Consider the following 19789-nt stretch of genomic DNA (forward strand, 5'->3'; position numbering starts at 1 on the left):
AAATGAGTCCGCAGAGCGTGGAATTCATGACGCTGGCATAGCATTAGAGGAGAATCAGATGGGCTAGAGGAGGCCGAGCACAATGTCGCAGGCGCCACAGGAATCGCAGCCGGGTTTTCAAGAGCCTGCCTCCGTGCAATACGGTTGTTACCCGCCGCAGAATCCGGGAATTGCTCTCTCTCAGACTTCGATGATTCTGGGGATACTCTCGCTTTTTGTTGTCGGCGTCATCCTTGGCCCGATTGCGATCCTCAAAGCCAATGAAGCCGAACGAAATTTTGGCGTTCAGGCTACGGTAGGTAAGGTCACCGGGCTGATCGGCCTGATTTTCGGAGCGCTCCAGGTGCTCGCTATCATTGGTTATTTCTTACTCATGCTGTTCCTGATTCCAGCTTCGATATACGGATCCAATTTGTAAGCGCTCAACAGATCGCTTGAGCAACAGATCATTCTTTCTAAATTTAGGGGTCACCCATGAGCACCGAAAATAACGAACCGACCAACCCTTACAACTCCGGCACTTCTGGACAGCCTCCGCAGTACTCGGGCCAGTATCCGAATCAATATCCGAATCAGTACCCTGGTCAGAACCAACAGTTCGGCGCAGCACCGGGATACCCGCCGTATGGATACAACCCTCAACAGGCTGAGGGAGCGCAGCTCGCACAGACCTCTATGATCTTGGGGATCATCTCGCTCTTTGTTGTGGGCATCATTTTGGGCCCACTAGCGATCATCAAGGCCAAGAAGGCAGAACGAGAGTTTAACACCGATGCCACCGTGGGTAAGGTGACCGGATGGATCGGAACGATCTTGGGAATTATCGGCGTTCTATACATCATTTTTGTGATCGTCATGGCGTTCTCGTTTGCCGGGGCCTCGATGATGGATCCGAGCTACTACTAGCCCATCGCGCGAGGTATTAACCAGCAAAGCCCCGGTAGCAACACGTGATGTGTTGCTACCGGGGCTTTGCCTGTATCGGCCCTTATCCATTCCCCATGGATGGATACGGGAAACTTATTCTGCGGTTGGCAGGACGAACGATGCGTCGATTTCGATCTTTACCTTGTCGCTGACCAAGACGCCGCCTGCTTCGAGTGCAGCGTTCCAGGTGATGCCAAATTCCTTGCGGGAAATGGTGGTCGAGGCAAAGAAGCCTGCGCGGGTTGCCCCGAAAGCGTCAACTACCTGGCCGCCAAGCTCAGCCTTGAATTCAACCTGCTTGGTAACACCGCGCAGAGTCAACTCGCCAACCAGTACGAACTCTTCGTCATCACCCTTGACCTCGGTGGACTTGAAGGTCATCGTTGGGAACTCTTCGGCGTTGAAGAAGTCGCCGCTCTTCAGGTGGCCGTCGCGGTTGGCGTCCTTGGTGTTGATCGAGCCGATCTGCACGGTAGCTTCTACCGAAGACTCTGCCAGGCTCTGACCGATGTTCAAGGTTGCGTCGAATTCCTCGAAGCTGCCGCGGACCTTGGAAACGCCCGCGTGGCGAACCGAGAAACCGATTTCGGAGTGCGAAGCGTCCAGGTTCCAGGTACCGGCGGTCAGTGGTGAAGTTGCAGTTGAAGTCATTTTCAAATCCTTTTCCTCGACGCCAATCATGTAGTTGACGTTTCAATTTGTTTTGCTGATACAAGTATTGCACTGGTTAAGTTGAAGCGTCAACCACCTAGTGCAAGAAATTTTCTTCTCTCCCACTAATGCTTCCAAAAACCAGTATCTGACTAGTAATTTAACTTCCAAAAATTCTTTGTAAAACTCTTATCTCGTCCGAGTTTGCTCGCTAGTATGAGTACATGAGCACCCACCGGAACATCCCAGACAAACAAGAGCAAGAAGCCGAACTAGCAGCAGATCTTGAAGCTACCTGGCAGGAAGAGTCTCCAAGCACCGCCAAGACCACCAAGTTTGCCGACGAAGTAGACGGCGAGCTTGGTACCCGCGAGGGTGTTTAGAAATCCTTGTTTGCAACGTATCCAGCTTTTCAGCGCACAAGGCCGGAAAGAACCAACTGTGCATGAACTCTGTGAGAGCGTTAATTCGATCGGATTAACAGCAAGCGACCGCCACCAGAGAATTTCTCTGGTGGCGGTCGCTTGTCAGCTTGTTGCTTACGGAGCCGTTATTAGACCCTCGTTCAGCATCCATTCATAGGCAACGTCAGCCGGTTCGCGCCCCTCGACGTCCACCTGGTAATTCAGGTCCAACAGAACTTCGTCGGTCAGCAACGGTGCAATCTGCGCCATGACATCTTGAACGCCAGGATTCTTTTCCAAGAATTCCGCGTTGAACGCAGGTGCCGCGTTATAACTTGGGAAGTATTGCTTATCGTCTTCCAAAACCGTCAGGTCCAGCGCCTTGATACGCCCGTCGGTTGTGAAAACCTCACCAAAGTTGCAAGCCCCTTCTGCTGTCGCCTGGTAGATAGCGCCCACATCATAAAGGCCAACGTTGTCCTCCTTGACCTGACTTCCGCGCTTCATCCCATAATGCTCAAGCATTGGAGTTAGACCGTCACGACGCGAGTTGAACTCCGGATCAACGCAGAAGGTCAGCTCTTTTGAATCCAACTTGGACATCTCGGAAAGCTTTGTAATGCCCAAGCGATCGGCCACCTCGCGGTTCATGGCCATGGCATACGTGTTGTTCAACGGAGCTGGTTTACCCCACACAATCCCATTGGCTACGTCCTCATCATGCACCGCTTGCCACTGCTTATCAGCGCCAACGATGGGCTTTTCATGCCCGAGGTAGGTCAGCCAGGCAGTTCCCGTGTACTCCCACAATGCGCTGGCATCTCCCGAAAGCAATAACTGACGCGCTGGCTGTGAGCCTGGCACGTTAGTCAGGTCCGTGACGTTGTAACCGGCAACGTCCAATGCGATCACCGTAATCTTGCCCAAGAGCAATTGTTCGGTAAAGGACTTCGAGGTGACAGTCACCTTGGCGTCTTTGTCCAGCGACTGATCTGCTTTGATGAGCCCGGGATTAGCATCTGGCACCGTACCGGTTGCCGGGCTCAGCCCACACCCGGTCAAGCCAATGAGCGCTGCGAAGGATAGGGCCCCAAATTTCAGTTTGCGATTCATGAGAGTCCTTTCGGCCGCGCGACCTGTTCCACGACTCGCCCCAGCCAGTCGATGGTCAGCGCAAGTAGTGCAACCAGCAGCGAACCGGCAATCAACACCGCGTTCAAGTTCAGGTTCACCCCGGTGGTGATGAGAATTCCTAGTCCACCACCATTAATGAAGGTCGCCAAAGTAGCCGTACCAACGAGCAGTACCAAAGCGGTTCGAATTCCGGAAAGCATGACCGGAACCGCAAGCGGTAGCTCCACCTTGAAGAGGACCGCAGATTGGCTCATTCCGATACCGCGCCCTGCTTCTACGAGCCGCTCATCAACTTGCTGTAAGCCGACAATGGTATTCGAGAGTACCGGAAGGATCGCATAAATCACCAAGGAGACAATTGCCGTGACGGGGCCGAATCCCAGCCAGAAAGCCAGGAGTACGATTACACCAATGGCCGGTGCTGCCTGGCCAAAGTTTGCAATTGCGCGCACCACGGGTGCTGCCTTGCGAAAAGCAGGACGGGTGAGAATGACACCAAGCGGAATCGCAATGATCAGAACGATCACCGCTGAAATCAGCGTGATTTCTAGGTGCTCCTTCGTGTACCCCCAGATTGTTGCCGGGTCCAGCGTTTGCCTTTCCGTCTCGGTGAGGTTGGCGTTAACCAGCCAAATCACCAAGATTCCGAAAGCTGCCGCGATACCTAACAACTGGTAAATCAGTCCGCGTTTTTCTGCGTTCACGAAGTCTCACCACCAGATTGCTGACTATCCAACTGGATATCTCGCAAGTTGATTGCACCAGAGTTCAATCCCACCGGGGCGTCATGGTCCCCATCCATGTTGGAGTTAGTGGCAGCGATCGCTTCCATGACCGTTTGTACGGTGATGATTCCCTTGAGGACATCGCGCCGCCCGGTAACCAAAGCCGACTCCGTGCTGGCAACAAGCATGGTGTCCAACGCATCGTTGAGCGTTGCCTGCTCACCGACTACCGGCAAATCCGGATCGTAAGTACCATCGATGATTTCCGCACGAGAAAGCTGACGGCGATTTAGACGGCGCACCGGACGTCCGCGTGAATCGAGTACCACTACGTACTTGCGGCCGGCACCTTGCAATTGCGACAGTACATCCGAGGCATTCTTTCCTGCGGTGGTAGTGATTGCCTCGGAGAGTTCCACCTCGTTCACGCGAGTCAGCGTCAGCTGCTTCAGTCCGGCACCGGAGCCGATGAAGTTTTCTACGAACTCGCTGGCCGGGTTAGCCAGAATACGTTCCGGGGAATCGTACTGCTCCAGTTGCGCGCCTTCGTTGAAGATCGCGATCCAATCTCCCAGCTTCACAGCCTCATCAAAGTCGTGGGTCACACAAACAATGGTTTTCTGAACCTCAGACTGAATGTTGAGCAGTTCGTCTTGCAAACGCTGACGGGTGATCGGGTCCACCGCGCCGAATGGCTCATCCATCAATAGCACCGGTGGATCAGCCGCCAAGGCACGGGCCACACCTACGCGCTGCTGCTGTCCACCAGAAAGCTCCTTCGGAAAGCGATCGCGGTAGAGCTCAGGGTCAAGCGACACGAGTTCAAGCAGCTCATCTACGCGGGCCGCAATTTTTTCTTTAGACCAACCCAGCATCTTGGGCACCATGGCGATATTAGTAGCCACGGTCATGTGCGGGAAGAGGCCTCCGGCCTGGATGACGTACCCGATACGGCGGCGCAGTTCGTCGCCGTCCATCTCTGTCACGTCTTCTCCGTTGATGATAATTTCGCCAGAGGTCGGCTCGATCAGCCGGTTAATCATTTTCAGCGTTGTGGTTTTGCCACAGCCCGAGGGACCAACAAACATCACGATGGAACCTGCAGGGATCTCAAGAGTCAGGCCGCCAACCGCGGGTTTTTTCTGTCCCGGGTAAGTCTTGGTGACTTCCTGGAGCATGATCGACGCTCCGGTGACGTTCTGTTCGGTACTGGTTTCGACTTTATTTTCAGACACGGATACCTCGCGGGATAGTCAGTCGGCCAACGCCGAGCAAGATCAAATCAAGAATGAGCGCCAAGATGACAACACCGACCACGCCGGTGACGACAGATTCTAAGGCGTTTGCACCACCCAGCCGGGATAGGCCCGAAAAGATATACCCGCCAAGCCCAGGGCCCAGCGCGTAGGAGACAACAGCGGCCACACCCATAACCATCTGCGCTGAGATGCGCACGCCGGTTAAGATCACGGGCCAGGCCATGGGCAGTTCGACGGAGATCAGGGTTTTCATGCGGCTCATGCCGATGCCCTTCGCCGATTCAACGACCGTCGGTTCGATGTTGTTTAGTCCCACGATGGCATTTCTCAGAATTGGCAGGGCCGCGAAGAACGTCACGACGATCACCGCCGGTAAAACACCAAAGCCGAAAGGAACGATAAGAATACCGATCAGTGCAAAGGACGGGATGGTCAGCCCAATTGCACTAATGCCATTGGCCAAACCGGCCAACGATTTGCTGCGATACACCAGCACGGCGATCAGCACCGCAATGATTGTCGCCAAGACGAGGCATTGGGCTACAAGCCACAAATGCTGCCAGGAGGCGAATAAAATTTGGCGATATCTTTCGCCGAAAAAGTCACCCACATTAAGACCTGCTTCACTTTAGTTTCGTATTATCCACTGAGCTGGAATAGATACCTATACTCAGCATTCGCCCCAAGTTTACCGGCCTTAGCACTCATCGTTCGGTATCATTTTGATAAATCTTCTGCTGACTTGGTCAGATATGAGTGTCGTTTTGGCCTATCTGCATGGCGCAACATGCTAGCCAAGACGGTGCGAATGTAGTGAGATAGAAACATGAAACTAGCTACCGTGCGACTGACCACCGAACCCGGATTAACAACGGCCGCCGTCATTGAAGATGGCAGACTGTACTACCTGGAAAACTTGTCGAACATTCAGAAGTTCCTTCGCCTCGATGACCCAACCCAGCAAGAAGTCGTCGCACGAGCCTTAGTCGGTGACTCGATTGCCGAAGCCGAGGCCGATTATGCCCCGCTGATCCCCAACCCGGCCAAGGTGTACTGCATAGGCCTGAACTACCGTAACCACATAGCCGAGGTGGGTGCCGAGGAACCAGAGTTCCCTACGGTTTTCGCAAAGTTCGCTTCCACGCTATGCGGAGCAAATGACACTGTAGAAATCCCTGCCGAGGACCACCGCATGGATTACGAAGGTGAGCTCGCCATCGTCATCGGTACCGCCGGCCGGCGCATCTCCGTCGAAGACGCGGCAGCACATATTGCTGGTTATGCGGTTTCCAACGATGTCTCCATGCGCGGTTTCCAGGGACGAACCACCGAATGGTTGCAGGGTAAGGCGTGGGACAAGTCGACTCCAGTGGGCCCATGGCTGGTCACCTCCGATGAATTTAGCGCGGGCGCGAAGATCACCACGAAGGTCAACGGTGAGGTAGTTCAGGAAGATTCCACCGACGATCTAGTGTTCTCCGCGGCCGAACTAGTCTCCTACCTATCGGTCATCAATGAGTTGCAGCCTGGCGATTTGATCCTCACCGGCACCCCCGCCGGGGTGGCCTTGGGCCGACGTGACGAGCATGGGCGCCGCCCATGGCTGAAGGCCGGAGACTTGCTCGAAACTAGCATCGATGGTCTGGGCACTTCCACGATTAAGTTCGCTTCCCTTTAGCCGCGAACGCTTAGATGTCCCCGCGTCAGTTTTTAGACGCGGGGACATCTTTTAATTCACTTTTAATCCCGTTGGTGCGACACGAAACAACGGTTGTGACTTGACTCTCAGCATCACGTATGATGACTCACAATGTCACTTCGAATGGCAGTCATCATCATCAATCACTCGCATCGAAGGATCTAGAACTCATGGACGCTTTGGGAACACTCTTCGGAGATATCTCCTCGGTTATTTGGGGGCCGTTTGTCCTCATCCCCTTGCTCTTGGGCACCGGGTTGTATCTGACCATCCGCTTGGGCGGTTTGCAGTTCATCAAACTTGCGGCAGCGCTTCGTCTGGGCCTACTCAAGCGCAAAGACGCCGAAGCTGAAGGCGATATCTCGCAGTTTCAGGCACTGACCACGGCATTGGCTGCCACTGTCGGTACCGGTAACATCGTGGGTGTTGCTACCGCCATCGGCATTGGTGGACCGGGCGCACTATTCTGGATGTGGGTTACCGGCCTAGTCGGTATGGCTTCAAAGTACACCGAAGCTTACTTGGGCGTTCGCTTCCGTGGAACTGACGCAGCTGGCGAAAAGTCCGGCGGTCCACAGTACTACCTCGAACGCGGCATCAAGGGTCCCTTCGGAAAGTTCTTGGCACTGTTCTTCGCCATCGCCGCGACCCTAGCCTGCTTCGGCATCGGTAACATGACTCAGGGCAACTCGATCGCGATTAACCTTGAGAGCTCATTCAACGTCACCCCATGGGTTACCGGCGTCATTCTGACCGTACTGTCCATCGCTGTTCTTGTCGGTGGCATCAAGTCCATCGGTCGAGTCACCGCTGGCTTCGTTCCAGTGATGATCGTCTTCTACGTGGCAGCTGCGATCTACATCCTCATCTCCAACGTATCTGGCATTCCTGCTGCATTCGGTGAGATCTTCACCGATGCCTTCACCGGCACCTCGGCAGTCGGCGGCTTCGCCGGTTCGGCAATCATCATCGCCGTTCAGTTCGGTGTAGCTCGCGGTATCTTCTCCAACGAGTCCGGTATGGGTTCGGCTGCTATCGCTGCAGCTTCGGCGCAGACCACCCACCCAGTACGTCAGGGCTTGGTTTCCATGACCCAGACCTTCATTGACACCATCATCGTGGTTACCTGCACCGGTCTGGTGATCATCACCACCGGTTCCTGGAAGCTGGTCGATGAGGCAACCGGTGAACAGATCTCCGCTGCGCTGATGACCGGCGAGGCCTTCACTAACGGCCTGCCAGGTGAATGGGGCCACTGGATCGTCACCATTGGCTTGGTCATGTTCGCCTTCTCCACCATCCTTGGCTGGTGCTACTACGGTGAACGAAATATCGAGCGCCTGTTCGGTCGCAAGCTGGTCATGCCATTCCGCATCGTCTTCTCACTGGTCGTTTACGTAGGTTGCACCACCGAGCTGACCGCTGTCTGGAACTTCTCGGACATGATGAACGGTTTGATGGCACTGCCGAACTTGATCGGTCTGCTAATTCTCTCCGGTATGGTGGCTCGCGAAACCCGCTGGTACCTGAAGAATGATCCGAAGCTGGAAGCCAATAAGGCGGAAATTGAGAACTTCATGTCCGCCCGTCCAGGCTGGGCAGAGTGGAAGGCCGGTGACGTGATTGGCTCTTCGAAGAACCGTGGCGCTCACCAGGCAGCGCAGGATCCGGATCCGATCCGCTAGGAACTAAGATCCGTTTCTCTTAAAAAATCGGAGAGCTGTCGTTCTTACCCCTTTGGGTAAGAGCGGCAGCTCTTTTTATTTGCAGCAGATAGAACGCAGAAGGCCGGTGCCAGCCCTGCCCGAGGGGTCTTTACGTCGCTGTGATGTTTTGGGACTTGATCATTTAGCACTTGCACGCCTCATCTTCACCCGCGAAACCTGGTGGCAACCAAATCGTCCGCCCCTCCTACAAAAGTATGATTTACATCCAGATTCATTCCATATAGTGTATTTACACAAGAGGGTGGGTTAAATGAGCACAAGACAATCTACTCAAATAATTTATTTTAAACCAACTAAATCTCCGTGAAAGGAAATAATGCTGAAGTTTCTCGGACTTTCTGCTGACACTTCAACCGAAAACACGATCCCCATCTGGCAGGGAGTGCGACGGAAGCATAAAGTAATCGCAAATCTCGTTTCGATTGCGCTAGCAATAGCAGTCTTCTTCCTGACTCACTGGCTACTCGCAGATTTTCCTTCCGAAGGCTACCTGCCACACGTTCCATGGAACGCTGCTGCAGCTATCCTCCTACTTTCTACGTTAATTGCAGAACGCGGACTGATTCGGAACACGTCGACGCAGGATTCCGGTCACTAGCCGGAGCCGTACCGCAACCACGTATATTCGCTTAGAAGGACAAGACAAGTTAGAGAGTTCTTGCAAAGCCTGATGCTGCGCTTTCCCCGGCGGCGGCCAGCGCGTCGCGGAACGGTCCCGGGAAACGCAGCAAGTCCAAGACGACCACTCACACGTGGCTTACATCTATATCTTGGAGGTCTGGAGGAAGGAAACCACGGCCCGGTTCCGGAGATCAGGCCCAATGCCTACTTCCGGGGTACCGTGTGCTCACTGACAGTAGAGCTGTTACTTTCAAACGCTTTCGCCAATACTCTACGACCGGAGATCACGCATAAGCGCATGCGACCCTGCCGGCCCCAAGACAACGGTAAGGTCGGACGGCTCAACCTCACCGTGATCGAGGAATGGGCCCATGCCTACGTTACCGTTTGGAGGCCAACTGAGCGACCGACTTCCCGGACTGGTTAGTACGTGGAGACTAGGCGTTCCACAATCCGTAAGAGTCGGCCAGGTCGGCGATCTTCTGCGCGCGAGCGAGTCGAGGCAAGTACGAACCATCGCCCACTGAGGCGCCCGCGGCGTGTGCTTCGAGCAGCTCCATGGCCCAGGAGAGCTCGTCTTCGCTTGGAGCCAGTGCGGCGTTGATACCATCAACATGTTCGCTGGATAGGGAAAGCTTTCCGGTCATACCCATGGAGGCGGTGACCAGTGTTTCTTCGGTAACCTTGGCAGCATTTGCGCCGGGAGCTGGTGGACCGTCGATAGCGCCTGGCAACTTACCCACGCGGGATGCAATCACGAGCTTGCCTCGTGCATACGCCAACGCCATCGGGTCATCAGAAACACCGGTGTCTTTACGGAAGTCATTAACACCGAAGGCTAAACGGAAAGTGCCCGGAGCCGAGGCGATGTTGGTGGCGTTTTCGATACCTACGGCAGTTTCGATCAGCGCGAGCACCGGGGTACCTGCACGCAAACGCATTGCGGTGTAGGTGACCTGCTCTGGCTTTTCGGTCATTGCAAGCATGACGCCGCGCAGGCCAGGGGTCTCAGACAGTGCTGCAAGGTCATCTGCCCAGAAGTCGGTGTCGGTACCGTTCACGCGGACCCAGGCGGTCATGCCGTTGGAAAGTGCGCGCACCACGTTGTCGCGGGCGAAGGCTTTCTTGTCATCGGGAACTGCTGCTTCCATATCAAAAATCACAGAATCAGCTTCACAAGCTAAACCGGGTCCGAAGTCTTCTTCTCTGGCAGCGTTAACCAGGAGCCACGAACGGGATAATTTTGCTGGGAGGGCCGCAGCGCGACGATTTCGGAAAGCCATATTACAAGCCTACTCACTTTCTGCGCCCGTCTTCTACCGACACCCACCAGCATCTATCACTTGCACCGAAGCTCACAGATGAAGCTGATTACATACCCATGTGGTCAGACCAAAGAAGTCAATAAACCAAGGATTTCACCGCAAAATCTACGACCTAACCCAGAGACGAAATCCTGCAAGCTTCAGTTTTTCGGAACCAGCCCGAAACCCACATCGGCAAATTTACGCGCTAATTTTGGTTGGCTTGTAGTGCCCCAAGTGGAAAATCATCACCAGCAAAGAGAATCTCTAATACGCGCACCGATTCGCCGTAACGCCTGTACGCAAAGGGCACCTGCAACCGAATCCCTGTAGATATGCCGGAGAAAACCAGAAGTCGCCCGTCCTTCCAGCAAGAGATATGCGCGTGAGCAAAATGTTCATGATTCTCAAGTACGGATGCTGAAAATCCGTTCAACATCTGCAAACTGTCTTCCACATCTAAACCGCGGACGAGAAACTCCGGGTGCCCAATTTTGCTCAAACCGACGGTGTAGGCATAGGGCTCGTAGCATTCGTCGCCCTCGACATAAATAATCTCCCTGCCGTAATCTCGAATGCGTTGAGCCGTCTGGGCTTCTACCTGTTTACTAGTCATTCCATTGCACATATCGCACATGATGTCTCTCCTTAGGGAACGTGCGGTTTCCAGATCTTATTTATTTCCCCTTCCTGGCCTGATTTATCAACCACGTCCTGCGTAAGGCTCTTCTTCAAGGCTGATAAAACTCCATGGTTCGTCGCACTGTAGCCACGTGGGAATTTCATCACCACAGATCTCGCTGACGATATCCAAATCGTGTAGCCCACACGGTGCCTCTCGAAAAAACAGGTCGCTAAACACCGAGGTGCACTGGGAGCCAACGTCGAAGCTCTGTCCGTGCCTTGTAACTTGTTCGGCGAGGTGCGTGAGTAACGCAAAAACTTCGTCATCGGTTCCGCCGACGGTCATCACTTCACTGTGGCCAAGACTGGACAACCCGAGAGTGAAGCCAAGGACTCGTGGGCTCCTTTCGCCTCTGCACAGCAAGATGGCAAAACCTGTAGCGGCAATTTCGGCATTGGTCAGCAGCGCCAGTCCCTTTACTGGCAAACTGCAACGGACGCATATCTTAGCTTCTGAATAATCTTCCATGTCTCTTCCTCACAAGGTGGGTTCAGGTACCTGCAAGTGTTGCGACAATCAAGGTCGCGTGGATACAAGAATTCTCAATTGTGGATAACTTGGCTGGCCCGGTTCGGTAGCGGGTTAGCGTCAACATCGCGGAACTGAAGGAAATGATGGCGTTCGGGCAAGGACGACAACCGCCCTCAGCATTCATCGCTCCAATGTCTAGCTTCGTTTCAGGACTCGGGAAGTCTTCTCTGGTCATAAACCCATGTCCCTATCTGCTAACAAAAGCGTCATTGCGTCATGTAGCTACATGCCAAGACTTCTTCATTCTTAAGGCTCGACCGTCCGAACGAACGCTGAAAGTATCGCATAAAGGGAGCTAGCCGCTACTGCCAAAAGACCGGGAGAACCACCATGGGAAAACCACTTCATTTCAACGCCTTCGTCATGAACACCACCAGCCATATCCAGCACGGTCAGTGGCGCCGCCCAGATGCCGGGCAAACTGAATTCAACGACGTTAATACCTGGATCAATCTCGCCAAGATTTTGGAGAAGGCAAAGTTCGACGCGATGTTCTTCGCCGATGTCTCCGGACTTTACGGCGACACGGAAGCCGACTATGACGTGTATGTCCATGAAGGTCTGCAGATCCCGTCAAATGACCCCACCGTGTTGCTCGGTGCTTTGGCAGTGCACACCACGCAGATAGGTTTAGCTACGACTTCAAACATCGTGCAGAACCACCCGTTTAACTTTGCCCGACAGGTGTCCACCCTGGACCACATCTCCAATGGACGCATCGCCTGGAATGTGGTCACCGGTATCAACGAAAACGCCTCACGCAACTACGGTCTGCCAGCGTTGACCGACCATACCGAACGTTACGCCTGGGCCGACGAGTACATCGACGTCACCTACAAGCTCTGGGAAGGTTCGTGGGATGAAGGCGCGCTGCTCAAGGACAAGAAAAATGGGCGTTACGCGGATCCGTCAAAGATCAACAAGATCTACCACCAGTCAAAGCGCTACCGAGTCGAAGGACCGCACCTGCCTTCGCCATCCAAGCAGCGCACACCGGTGCTGTTCCAAGCTGGGTCCTCCGCATCGGGGCGAGACTTTGCAGCGCGCAATGCCGAGGCAACGTTTATCATCGCTCCGACACCTGACGTCGCTAAAGAGCTGATCGCCGAAACCCGCCGGTTGGCTGTTTCCCATGGGCGCAGGGCCGAGGACATCAAATTCTTCCAGGGACTGTCTTTCGTCATTGGCGACACCGAGGAAGAAGCACGAGAAAAATCCAAGCACTACGACGAGTTCATTAGCGTCGACGGCTACTTGGCGCACATGGCCATACTCGATAGGACCGGACGGGTGTATCCGAAGGAAACCAAGCTCAAGGACCTTGATACCAACACCTCCAAGGGAATGGCCGAATGGGCTGGCAAGCACATTACCGACCGTGAACCGACCCTCGAGGATGTTGCCACGCTCCAGTCGCACAGCACCCGCTTGGAAGGCACGCCCGAGCAGATCGCGGATCAGCTAGAAACTTGGCAGGCCGCCGGGGTTGATGGCATCAACGTCATCAATTGGGTGATCCCAGGTTCATTCCAAGAGTTTGCGGACAAGGTGTTGCCGGTCTTACGTGCAAGGGGTCTGGCACAGTCCGAATATTCCGAAGGCACCTTGCGTCAGAAGCTTTTCGGGGACGGCGACCTGCTCAATGAGCGCCACCCGGCAGCCCGCTACCGTGGAGCGTTTACCCAGGGCCCAAGTAATTGGGAAGAAGCCGATGCACTACGGGCCAAGGCGCCCGCCACCGTCTAATTCGAGCTGTGCTTAAACAGGTGAGCGTCCGAGAATGATCACTGATTCTCGGACGCTCACCTTGGTCTGGCAACGATTGCTGTTGCGACCTATTCAGCATGTTTCCTCGGTCGAGGAATTATTTAGTTTCTTCGGCCAGCGAGCCCACTGCGGCGGCAACCGCTGGCATTACACGGTCATCGATGGCAGAAGGAATGATGTAATCGGCAGCCAAATCGTCACCGACGAGGTCAGCAATGGCGTGCGCCGCGGCGACCTTCATCGCTTCGGTGATCTTCTTGGCGCCCGAGTCCAAGGCTCCACGGAAGATGCCTGGGAATGCGAGTACGTTGTTGATTTGGTTAGGGAAGTCACTGCGTCCGGTGGCTACGACTGCCGCGTACTTCTTAGCAACGTCCGGCATGATTTCCGGGGTTGGGTTAGACAGCGCGAAGATGATGGCGTTCTTGTTCATCTTGGCTATTGCGGCCTCGTCAAACTGCGAAGAGGACAGGCCAACCACAACGTCGGCGCCTTCCAACGCTTCGGCAAGGCCACCCATGACGTCTTCACGATTGGTACGCCCGGCAAGTTCTGCCTTGACCGCGTTGAGATCATTTCGTTCACGGTGGATAGTTCCGCGTGAATCGAGCACGATGACGTCATCCACTCCAGCTTGTAGCAACAGGTTGGTCACGGCAACGCCGGCCGAACCTGCGCCGGAGATGACAACCTTCAGCGAGCTGATTTCGCGCTTGGTGTGACGGGCCGCGCCAATCAATGCTGCCAGGACCACTACGGCGGTGCCGTGCTGGTCATCATGCATAACCGGGCAGTCCAAGGCTTCGATCAGGCGCTTTTCAATCTCAAAACAGCGCGGTGCCGAGATGTCTTCGAGGTTCACCGCACCGAAGCTTGGACGTAGGCGAATCACGGTTTCAACGATTTCGTCCACGTCGGTGGTGTTCAGTACCAGTGGGATGGAATCCAGGCCGCCGAATTCCTTGAAGAGGGCGCTCTTGCCTTCCATGACCGGGAGCGAAGCGGCGGCACCGATGTCGCCGAGTCCGAGGACCGCGGTTCCGTCCGAGATGACGGCGACCAGACGCGAAGCCCAGGTGTGGGTGGCGTGCATTGCAGGATCATCGGCGATGGCCTGCGATACCTTCGCGACACCCGGAGTGTAGGCAATGGACAGGTCACGCTTGGAGTTCAGGGGCATCTTCGATGCGACGGTGAGCTTGCCGCCAAGATGGGCGTTGAAGATCTCTTCGTCGGTGATGGTGGTCAGGTCTGAGCTGGTTTCAATAGACATTAAAAGTCACTGCTTTCAAGAAAGTTCTGATTCACGAAAACGCAGTACCCACGAAACTTGTGGCATAGCGTAGGAACGCGCATGACCATTCATCCGACCGCAAAGGAACCCGAACCGACGCATTTAAGGTGGACATCAGGCTTCCTTGTACACAATTCCCACTCCGCCGTTGCCAGGTAAGGCGAAACGCTCCGTCGTGGTGTGCCGGAAGATGGCTGGTCAGTACTTTCTTTAGACCTACAATTTCCACCATACGGTAACCGCTGAACGTGGCACAACCCCCGCTCGTCGCATTCGGGTCATAATCGACAAAAAATCCCACGCGTTGACTCCGGTCCAAAATCAATGCATTCTCCTCTTTCCTCAGGCAAGATGAACATATGGCATCACCTACTTCGGCCCTTGGTCGGGTCCGCACCTTCGAAGCACTGGACGAGAAAACTACTACGCGATTGCAACGCGCATTGAGCGAGTCGGAGGACACGACGGTTTTTGTCAACGGCACCGCATTGCAATTGCCAAAGGACGCGCATGACGCACTGCTTGAGGTGTTGAACCGGTTTGCGGCTGGCGAGTCGGTCAGTATCGGCACCACCGAGCTACTGCTGAACACCTCGCAGGCGGCGCAGATGGCGGGGATCTCGAATTCATATCTGCGCAAGCTGGCCGATGCAGGCATTATTCCCGTGGAATATCGTGGAACGCATCGGCGCATACGCCCCAGTGCCATTCAGGCTTGGCTTGATCAGCGCCCGGCGCCTGAGGCAGAAACCAAAGACCTGCCCACGGGATAATCAGGGCTTTTTATCATCTGGTAAATTTACTAGTGGTCTACTAAAGTGTCCTAATAGAAAACTTCGCTCGGGTACCCCCAGAGGCGATGCCCTACTTCCCGCAACTAGTGGGGAGCTGCCGGTCGAGGAGGACCATGTCAACGAACCAGCCAGTCGACACGTTGCTGACGACCCACGAAGCACTGTTCTCCGAACGCGCAGCCGGGATCAAGCAGTCCGCGGTCCGCGATGTCTTCGAATTGTCCTTGGATCCGTCCCTTGTCTCCTTAGCCGGCGGAAATCCTTACCTTCAGGTACTTCCCCTGGATAAAATTGGCGACATTGCTCAGCGAATCATCACCGAGCAAGGCCCTATAGCATTGCAATACGGTTCCGGCCTGGGTACCCCCGAACTGCGCGAGCAGATCCTTGAGGTCATGGCCGCGGAAGGCATCACCAACGTCTCGGTAGACGACGTGGTCGTTACCAACGGCTCCCAGTCAGCTCAGGACATGGCGTGCAAGGTTTTCTGCAACCCGGGTGACACCGTGCTCTGCGAAGACCCTACCTACGTAGGTGCACTGAACACTTTTGAGGCCTACCAGGTGAAGGCCGCGCCGGTGCTCACCGACGAGCATGGACTGGTTCCCGAGGCACTGCGCACAAAAATTGACGAGTTGCGAGCCGCTGGCGAGAGAATCAAGTTCCTGTACACCATTCCAAACTTCAACAACCCGTCGGGCATTACCTTGGCCGCCGAACGCCGCCCGGAAATTGTGGAGATCTGCCGCGAAGCAGGCGTGCTGATTCTTGAGGACAACCCTTACGGCATGCTGCGCTACGAAGGCGAGGCCGCCCCAACGTTGCGTAGCCTCGATGAGCAGAACGTCATCTACATGGGCTCTTTCTCCAAGATTTTCTCCCCCGGGCTGCGCATTGGTTGGGCTGCGGTTCCTACTCATTTGTTCCGCCGCTTCTACCTTGCCGGTGAGGCGGTGGCACTATGCCCACCAACTTTGAACCAGATGATCATCAGCGCCTACCTCACCGAGCATGATTGGCGCGGGCAGATCAAGACCTACAACGACCTCTACAGTTCCCGGCGCGATGCGATGCTTCAAGCCCTGGCTACGCACTTGCCGGAGGGGATTACCCACACGCACCCAGAGGGTGGCTTCTTCATCTGGTTGACCCTGCCAGCAGGAATAGATACCTATGAGCTATTGCAAAAGGGCGTGGACGCCGGAGTCATTTTCATTCCAGGTGCTGCATTCAGCTCTTCGGAATCGGCGCACCATAAACTCCGTTTAGCCTTCTGCGCCGTGGACGAAGCGACTATCACCGAAGGCGTGCGCCGCCTGTCTGCGCTGCTGGAAGCCGAGATTTCCAAGCTGGCGAACTAGGAGTGCGGCCGGGTCGCTAGTCGTCCCGGCTTTCAATTCCGCACGCGATGTCGAACATCGTCTGCTCGGTCGTGCTCAAGGCATGGTTCCGCGGCCAGATGGCACGGAATTCGCGGAGCATGCTTGGTCCTTCGAATTCAATCTCCACAAGCCTGCCTTGCCGCAGCGCTCCTTCCACCGCTAGCTGGCTAAGCACCGCCGGCCCCATCCCCGCGGCGACGCACTGGCAGATGGTCGAGTTGCTGTTAAATTCGGCAATCGGTTCGGGCCGCTCGACATGGGAAATGTAATCTAAGAATGCCCGCGTTCCGGAGCCGTCCTCACGTTCAATCAGTGCGGTGCTCTGCAGCTCGTGCACGCTTAGCGGAGAGCCGCGCTGAGCCCAGGGATGCGAAGGATCAACAACTACCGCCATGGCATCATCCCAGACCTTTTGATATCGCAGCGTTGCTGGGATCTGCGGGGTCTCAACAAATCCGAACGCCAATTCGCCGTTTTGCACCGCGGCAATCACGTCCTGCGAATTCATGATGCGCATGCGCGGTTTCACCTGTGGAAGCTTGCGGTGCAGCGTGCCGATCCATGAGGGTGCAAGGTATTCGGCCACGGTCATGCTGGCGGCGAAGAGCAACTCCGTTTCGCCTTCGCTTGCCAAGGTGCGTGCACCAGCGGCCAAGTTGTCCAGGGAGCCGAGGACTTCGCGTGCCCATTGCACGGTGAGGATTCCTTCGGCGGTCAGCGTGGATCCGGTGGTTTTTCGGATGATCAGCGGGTAGCCCAATCGTCTTTCCAGAGTCTTCAGGGCGCGGGTAGCATTGGGCTGCGCGATGCCGACAGCCCGCGCTCCTGCACTCAGGCTCCCATGGTCCGCGATTCCTACTAGCAGCGTCAGCGACGAGACCTGAATCCATTGGGCAATATCTTGCAAATCATTGGCAGGACGATCCATATCATGATCATATGCCTGTGATAGCAGATCGAGGAATACCCGAACTGGCACCGGCATGAGAAATTGAATGTATGCAGAAAAATGGTCAGTCCCCAGGCACCGGCGCAAAACTACGTGATGCGTCGTTGAGACGACCAGTGTCCCGCACAAACCTCAAATCCGTGGTTCCCGGGCTCGTTGTCTGTCTAGCTACCGGTTTGCTGTGTATCTTTGCCAGCAGTTTCCTCAACGGATTCAGCGCCCTATTAATGGCGATCCTGCTCGGTGCGCTCTGGCGCAACATCGCCCCGGTGCCGCAGATACTGGACTCCGGCGTTGCCATAGCTTCCAAGAAGTTACTGCGCCTAGGCATTGTGCTGCTCGGCCTGCAACTATCTTTGGGGACCATCGTTGGGCTCGGCCCGGGGGTGCTGCTGGTGGTCCTGCTTTCGGTCTCGGTGACTTTTGCGGCCACGTTGTGGATCGGAGCAAAGATGGGCATCGAATTACCCCAGCGGCTGCTGATCGCCACAGGATTTTCGATCTGCGGCGCAGCAGCGGTGGCGGGAACCGAAAACGTCACCCGGGCAAAACAAGATCAGGTCGCCACCGCTATCGGGCTGGTCGTGCTTTTCGGCACGCTCATGATTCCAGCCATGCCGTTGTTAGGATCCCTGTTGGGCATGGATGATCGCAGCATCGGGATGCTGATCGGCGCCTCGACCCATGAGGTCGCCCAGGTGGTGGCGGCCGGCGGATCGGTCAGTGCCGCAGCCTTGGCCGTCGCGGTGACCGTCAAACTGGCCCGCGTGGTGCTGCTAGCACCGATCATTGCTGGTCTTGGCCTTTATATGCGGCGCAAGCATTCGATTGAAGGTGGGAAAAATCCGCCGCTGATCCCATTATTCGTCTTGGGATTCATCGTTGCAATGCTGCTGCGCACCACAGATCTTCTGCCAGAGTCGTTGCTTTCGGTGACACAGAATCTGCAGACGCTCTTGCTGGCGGCGGCAATGTTTGCACTCGGCTTGGGTGTGCATCTGCGCAGCATCGTGAAATCCGGAGGCAAGGCACTGGTTCTGGGCCTCTGCGGCACGCTGGTGATCATCGCTGTCGCCACCGCCGGCACCCTGTTTTTCGCGCCCGCATAAAACTTGTTATTGCAGCCGGCCGAACTAGTCGGCCCGGCCGCCGAAGTCGGCGGCAATCTCCTTGGCTGCGCGGCGCAGGGCCGGCAGCAGGGTCTGAGAAATCGAGAAATCGTCGGCACGGCCCGATTGAACCGATACGTTGAGCGCACCAAGCAGCTGATTGCCCCGGTACACCGGCACGGCCAATCCACGCAGTCCCTCATCGAGCTCTTGGTTCACCAGCGACCAGCCTTGGCCGGCCACCCGGTCCAGCTCCGCATTCAGCTCCGCCAGAGAACCCACCGTATGCTCGGTATATCGGCGCAGTTCAATGCCTTTCAAAAATTCTGCGCGTTCACCGGCACTCAAATTCGCAATGAGCACACGTCCCATGGAGGTCGTCCAGGCCGGCAAGCGGTTACCAATTGACACATTCATCTGGTGCAGTCGCGGTGCAGAAACTCGTTCCACATACAGAATATCCTGGCCTTCGAGCACACACAGCGAGCTGGTTTCATCCAGTTCCCGGGCCAGCTGCTGCAGATGGGAAATAGCAGCCCGCGGCAGGGTGAGACCCGAGAGGTAGGCGGCGCCCACGTCGAGCACCCGTGGGGTCTGACGGTAGGTATTTCCCTCAATTTCCAGATAGCCAAGATCCACCAGGGTCAGCAGAAAACGTCGGGCCGAGGCACGAGTCTGTTCGGTGGCGGCAGCCACCTGAGATACGGTCAGCGCCGTATTTCCTCCCTTAAACGCGAGCAGCACCGCCAAGGTCTTCTCCGCTGATTTCACATAATAGTCGGGCTGCTCTGCCAAGATAAGGGTCCCCATTTTCACCTAGATGTTCA

Annotated in this window: 20 protein-coding genes; 9 read left to right on the top strand and 11 right to left on the bottom strand. The window is 55.5% G+C overall.

Annotated elements, in window-relative coordinates:
- Positions 1 to 82 precede the first annotated feature (82 nt).
- Entirely contained in the window at positions 83 to 418 is a 336-nt protein-coding gene (locus IEX04_RS01550) for a hypothetical protein (RefSeq protein WP_096254855.1), read from the top strand.
- A gap of 56 nt (positions 419 to 474) precedes the next feature.
- Positions 475 to 906 (top strand): DUF4190 domain-containing protein, encoded by a 432-nt coding sequence (locus IEX04_RS01555; RefSeq protein ID WP_096254854.1) that lies wholly within the window; start codon positions 475 to 477, stop codon positions 904 to 906.
- Between the two features lie 114 nt (positions 907 to 1020).
- On the opposite strand, the gene IEX04_RS01560 is transcribed toward IEX04_RS01555, so the two are convergent.
- Positions 1021 to 1578 (bottom strand): YceI family protein, encoded by a 558-nt coding sequence (locus tag IEX04_RS01560; RefSeq protein ID WP_096254933.1) that lies wholly within the window; start codon positions 1576 to 1578, stop codon positions 1021 to 1023.
- A gap of 224 nt (positions 1579 to 1802) precedes the next feature.
- On the opposite strand from IEX04_RS01560, the gene IEX04_RS01565 reads away from it, so the two are divergent.
- Complete coding sequence (locus IEX04_RS01565; protein WP_170947760.1) at positions 1803 to 1961, top strand: hypothetical protein; 159 nt, start codon at positions 1803 to 1805, stop codon at positions 1959 to 1961.
- 156 nt (positions 1962 to 2117) lie between these two features.
- Here IEX04_RS01565 and IEX04_RS01570 read toward each other — a convergent pair whose 3' ends face one another.
- From IEX04_RS01570 to IEX04_RS01585, 4 genes are read right to left on the bottom strand one after another with little or no spacing between them, the layout of a single operon-like run.
- The gene (locus IEX04_RS01570) at positions 2118 to 3095 is read right to left on the bottom strand and encodes a glycine betaine ABC transporter substrate-binding protein (RefSeq protein WP_096254853.1); all 978 of its coding nucleotides are present in this window, start codon (positions 3093 to 3095) and stop codon (positions 2118 to 2120) included.
- On the bottom strand, positions 3092 to 3820 hold the full coding sequence (locus IEX04_RS01575) for an ABC transporter permease (RefSeq protein ID WP_096254852.1): 729 nt from the start codon (positions 3818 to 3820) through the stop codon (positions 3092 to 3094). Before IEX04_RS01575 ends, IEX04_RS01570 begins: the two co-directional genes overlap by 4 nt.
- Complete coding sequence (locus IEX04_RS01580) at positions 3817 to 5019, bottom strand: ABC transporter ATP-binding protein (protein WP_096254932.1); 1203 nt, start codon at positions 5017 to 5019, stop codon at positions 3817 to 3819. Before IEX04_RS01580 ends, IEX04_RS01575 begins: the two co-directional genes overlap by 4 nt.
- 49 nt (positions 5020 to 5068) lie before the next feature.
- Positions 5069 to 5710, bottom strand: coding sequence for an ABC transporter permease (locus tag IEX04_RS01585; RefSeq protein ID WP_096254851.1), 642 nt, complete (start codon positions 5708 to 5710; stop codon positions 5069 to 5071).
- A gap of 216 nt (positions 5711 to 5926) precedes the next feature.
- On the opposite strand from IEX04_RS01585, the gene IEX04_RS01590 reads away from it, so the two are divergent.
- Entirely contained in the window at positions 5927 to 6778 is an 852-nt protein-coding gene (locus tag IEX04_RS01590) for a fumarylacetoacetate hydrolase family protein (protein WP_096254850.1), read from the top strand.
- Positions 6779 to 6969: 191 nt separating this feature from the next.
- The gene (locus IEX04_RS01595; protein WP_096254849.1) at positions 6970 to 8484 is read left to right on the top strand and encodes an alanine/glycine:cation symporter family protein; all 1515 of its coding nucleotides are present in this window, start codon (positions 6970 to 6972) and stop codon (positions 8482 to 8484) included.
- A gap of 1100 nt (positions 8485 to 9584) precedes the next feature.
- On the opposite strand, the gene IEX04_RS01600 is transcribed toward IEX04_RS01595, so the two are convergent.
- The 3 genes from IEX04_RS01600 to IEX04_RS01610 form a co-directional block, all read right to left on the bottom strand.
- The gene (locus IEX04_RS01600) at positions 9585 to 10430 is read right to left on the bottom strand and encodes an HpcH/HpaI aldolase/citrate lyase family protein (protein ID WP_105678446.1); all 846 of its coding nucleotides are present in this window, start codon (positions 10428 to 10430) and stop codon (positions 9585 to 9587) included.
- A 229-nt stretch (positions 10431 to 10659) separates the two neighbouring features.
- On the bottom strand, positions 10660 to 11067 hold the full coding sequence (locus IEX04_RS01605) for a DUF4262 domain-containing protein (protein WP_188683184.1): 408 nt from the start codon (positions 11065 to 11067) through the stop codon (positions 10660 to 10662).
- Between the two features lie 87 nt (positions 11068 to 11154).
- Positions 11155 to 11604, bottom strand: a complete 450-nt coding sequence (locus IEX04_RS01610; protein ID WP_188683185.1) for a hypothetical protein — start codon at positions 11602 to 11604, stop codon at positions 11155 to 11157.
- Between the two features lie 393 nt (positions 11605 to 11997).
- Here IEX04_RS01610 and IEX04_RS01615 point away from each other — a divergent pair, with 393 nt between their 5' ends.
- The gene (locus tag IEX04_RS01615) at positions 11998 to 13413 is read left to right on the top strand and encodes an NtaA/DmoA family FMN-dependent monooxygenase (protein ID WP_188683187.1); all 1416 of its coding nucleotides are present in this window, start codon (positions 11998 to 12000) and stop codon (positions 13411 to 13413) included.
- A gap of 118 nt (positions 13414 to 13531) precedes the next feature.
- Here the strand turns inward: IEX04_RS01615 and IEX04_RS01620 are convergent, their stop codons facing one another.
- Positions 13532 to 14707, bottom strand: coding sequence for an NAD(P)-dependent malic enzyme (locus IEX04_RS01620; RefSeq protein ID WP_188683189.1), 1176 nt, complete (start codon positions 14705 to 14707; stop codon positions 13532 to 13534).
- Between the two features lie 380 nt (positions 14708 to 15087).
- On the opposite strand from IEX04_RS01620, the gene IEX04_RS01625 reads away from it, so the two are divergent.
- Together IEX04_RS01625 and IEX04_RS01630 are read left to right on the top strand one after the other, a co-directional pair.
- Positions 15088 to 15501, top strand: a complete 414-nt coding sequence (locus IEX04_RS01625) for a helix-turn-helix domain-containing protein (RefSeq protein WP_096254842.1) — start codon at positions 15088 to 15090, stop codon at positions 15499 to 15501.
- A gap of 134 nt (positions 15502 to 15635) precedes the next feature.
- Positions 15636 to 16883, top strand: a complete 1248-nt coding sequence (locus IEX04_RS01630) for an aminotransferase-like domain-containing protein (protein WP_229676941.1) — start codon at positions 15636 to 15638, stop codon at positions 16881 to 16883.
- Positions 16884 to 16899: 16 nt separating this feature from the next.
- Here the strand turns inward: IEX04_RS01630 and IEX04_RS01635 are convergent, their stop codons facing one another.
- Entirely contained in the window at positions 16900 to 17832 is a 933-nt protein-coding gene (locus IEX04_RS01635; RefSeq protein WP_188683193.1) for a LysR substrate-binding domain-containing protein, read from the bottom strand.
- A gap of 71 nt (positions 17833 to 17903) precedes the next feature.
- Between IEX04_RS01635 and IEX04_RS01640 the strand changes: the two genes are divergently transcribed.
- Positions 17904 to 18962, top strand: coding sequence for a YeiH family protein (locus IEX04_RS01640; protein ID WP_188683195.1), 1059 nt, complete (start codon positions 17904 to 17906; stop codon positions 18960 to 18962).
- A 24-nt stretch (positions 18963 to 18986) separates the two neighbouring features.
- Here the strand turns inward: IEX04_RS01640 and IEX04_RS01645 are convergent, their stop codons facing one another.
- Positions 18987 to 19772: an IclR family transcriptional regulator domain-containing protein gene (locus IEX04_RS01645; protein WP_229676942.1), complete on the bottom strand. Its 786-nt coding sequence runs from the start codon at positions 19770 to 19772 to the stop codon at positions 18987 to 18989.
- Between the last annotated feature and the right edge of the window lie 17 nt (positions 19773 to 19789).

Source organism: Glutamicibacter ardleyensis (assembly GCF_014644555.1).
In the GTDB taxonomy this organism is placed as follows: domain Bacteria; phylum Actinomycetota; class Actinomycetes; order Actinomycetales; family Micrococcaceae; genus Glutamicibacter; species Glutamicibacter bergerei.

Excerpts from the sequence above, each read along its gene's own strand:
- IEX04_RS01565 (WP_170947760.1), top strand. The coding sequence starts at position 1,803 with ATGAGCACCCACCGGAACATCCCAGACAAACAAGAGCAAGAAGCCGAA.
- IEX04_RS01640 (WP_188683195.1), top strand. The coding sequence starts at position 17,904 with ATGCAGAAAAATGGTCAGTCCCCAGGCACCGGCGCAAAACTACGTGAT.
- IEX04_RS01595 (WP_096254849.1), top strand. The coding sequence starts at position 6,970 with ATGGACGCTTTGGGAACACTCTTCGGAGATATCTCCTCGGTTATTTGG.
- IEX04_RS01635 (WP_188683193.1), bottom strand. The coding sequence starts at position 17,832 with ATGGATCGTCCTGCCAATGATTTGCAAGATATTGCCCAATGGATTCAG.
- IEX04_RS01610 (WP_188683185.1), bottom strand. The coding sequence starts at position 11,604 with ATGGAAGATTATTCAGAAGCTAAGATATGCGTCCGTTGCAGTTTGCCA.
- IEX04_RS01630 (WP_229676941.1), top strand. The coding sequence starts at position 15,636 with ATGTCAACGAACCAGCCAGTCGACACGTTGCTGACGACCCACGAAGCA.
- IEX04_RS01615 (WP_188683187.1), top strand. The coding sequence starts at position 11,998 with ATGGGAAAACCACTTCATTTCAACGCCTTCGTCATGAACACCACCAGC.
- IEX04_RS01555 (WP_096254854.1), top strand. The coding sequence starts at position 475 with ATGAGCACCGAAAATAACGAACCGACCAACCCTTACAACTCCGGCACT.
- IEX04_RS01590 (WP_096254850.1), top strand. The coding sequence starts at position 5,927 with ATGAAACTAGCTACCGTGCGACTGACCACCGAACCCGGATTAACAACG.
- IEX04_RS01560 (WP_096254933.1), bottom strand. The coding sequence starts at position 1,578 with ATGACTTCAACTGCAACTTCACCACTGACCGCCGGTACCTGGAACCTG.
- IEX04_RS01600 (WP_105678446.1), bottom strand. The coding sequence starts at position 10,430 with ATGGCTTTCCGAAATCGTCGCGCTGCGGCCCTCCCAGCAAAATTATCC.
- IEX04_RS01620 (WP_188683189.1), bottom strand. The coding sequence starts at position 14,707 with ATGTCTATTGAAACCAGCTCAGACCTGACCACCATCACCGACGAAGAG.
- IEX04_RS01625 (WP_096254842.1), top strand. The coding sequence starts at position 15,088 with ATGGCATCACCTACTTCGGCCCTTGGTCGGGTCCGCACCTTCGAAGCA.
- IEX04_RS01580 (WP_096254932.1), bottom strand. The coding sequence starts at position 5,019 with ATGCTCCAGGAAGTCACCAAGACTTACCCGGGACAGAAAAAACCCGCG.
- IEX04_RS01570 (WP_096254853.1), bottom strand. The coding sequence starts at position 3,095 with ATGAATCGCAAACTGAAATTTGGGGCCCTATCCTTCGCAGCGCTCATT.
- IEX04_RS01605 (WP_188683184.1), bottom strand. The coding sequence starts at position 11,067 with ATGACTAGTAAACAGGTAGAAGCCCAGACGGCTCAACGCATTCGAGAT.
- IEX04_RS01550 (WP_096254855.1), top strand. The coding sequence starts at position 83 with ATGTCGCAGGCGCCACAGGAATCGCAGCCGGGTTTTCAAGAGCCTGCC.
- IEX04_RS01645 (WP_229676942.1), bottom strand. The coding sequence starts at position 19,772 with ATGGGGACCCTTATCTTGGCAGAGCAGCCCGACTATTATGTGAAATCA.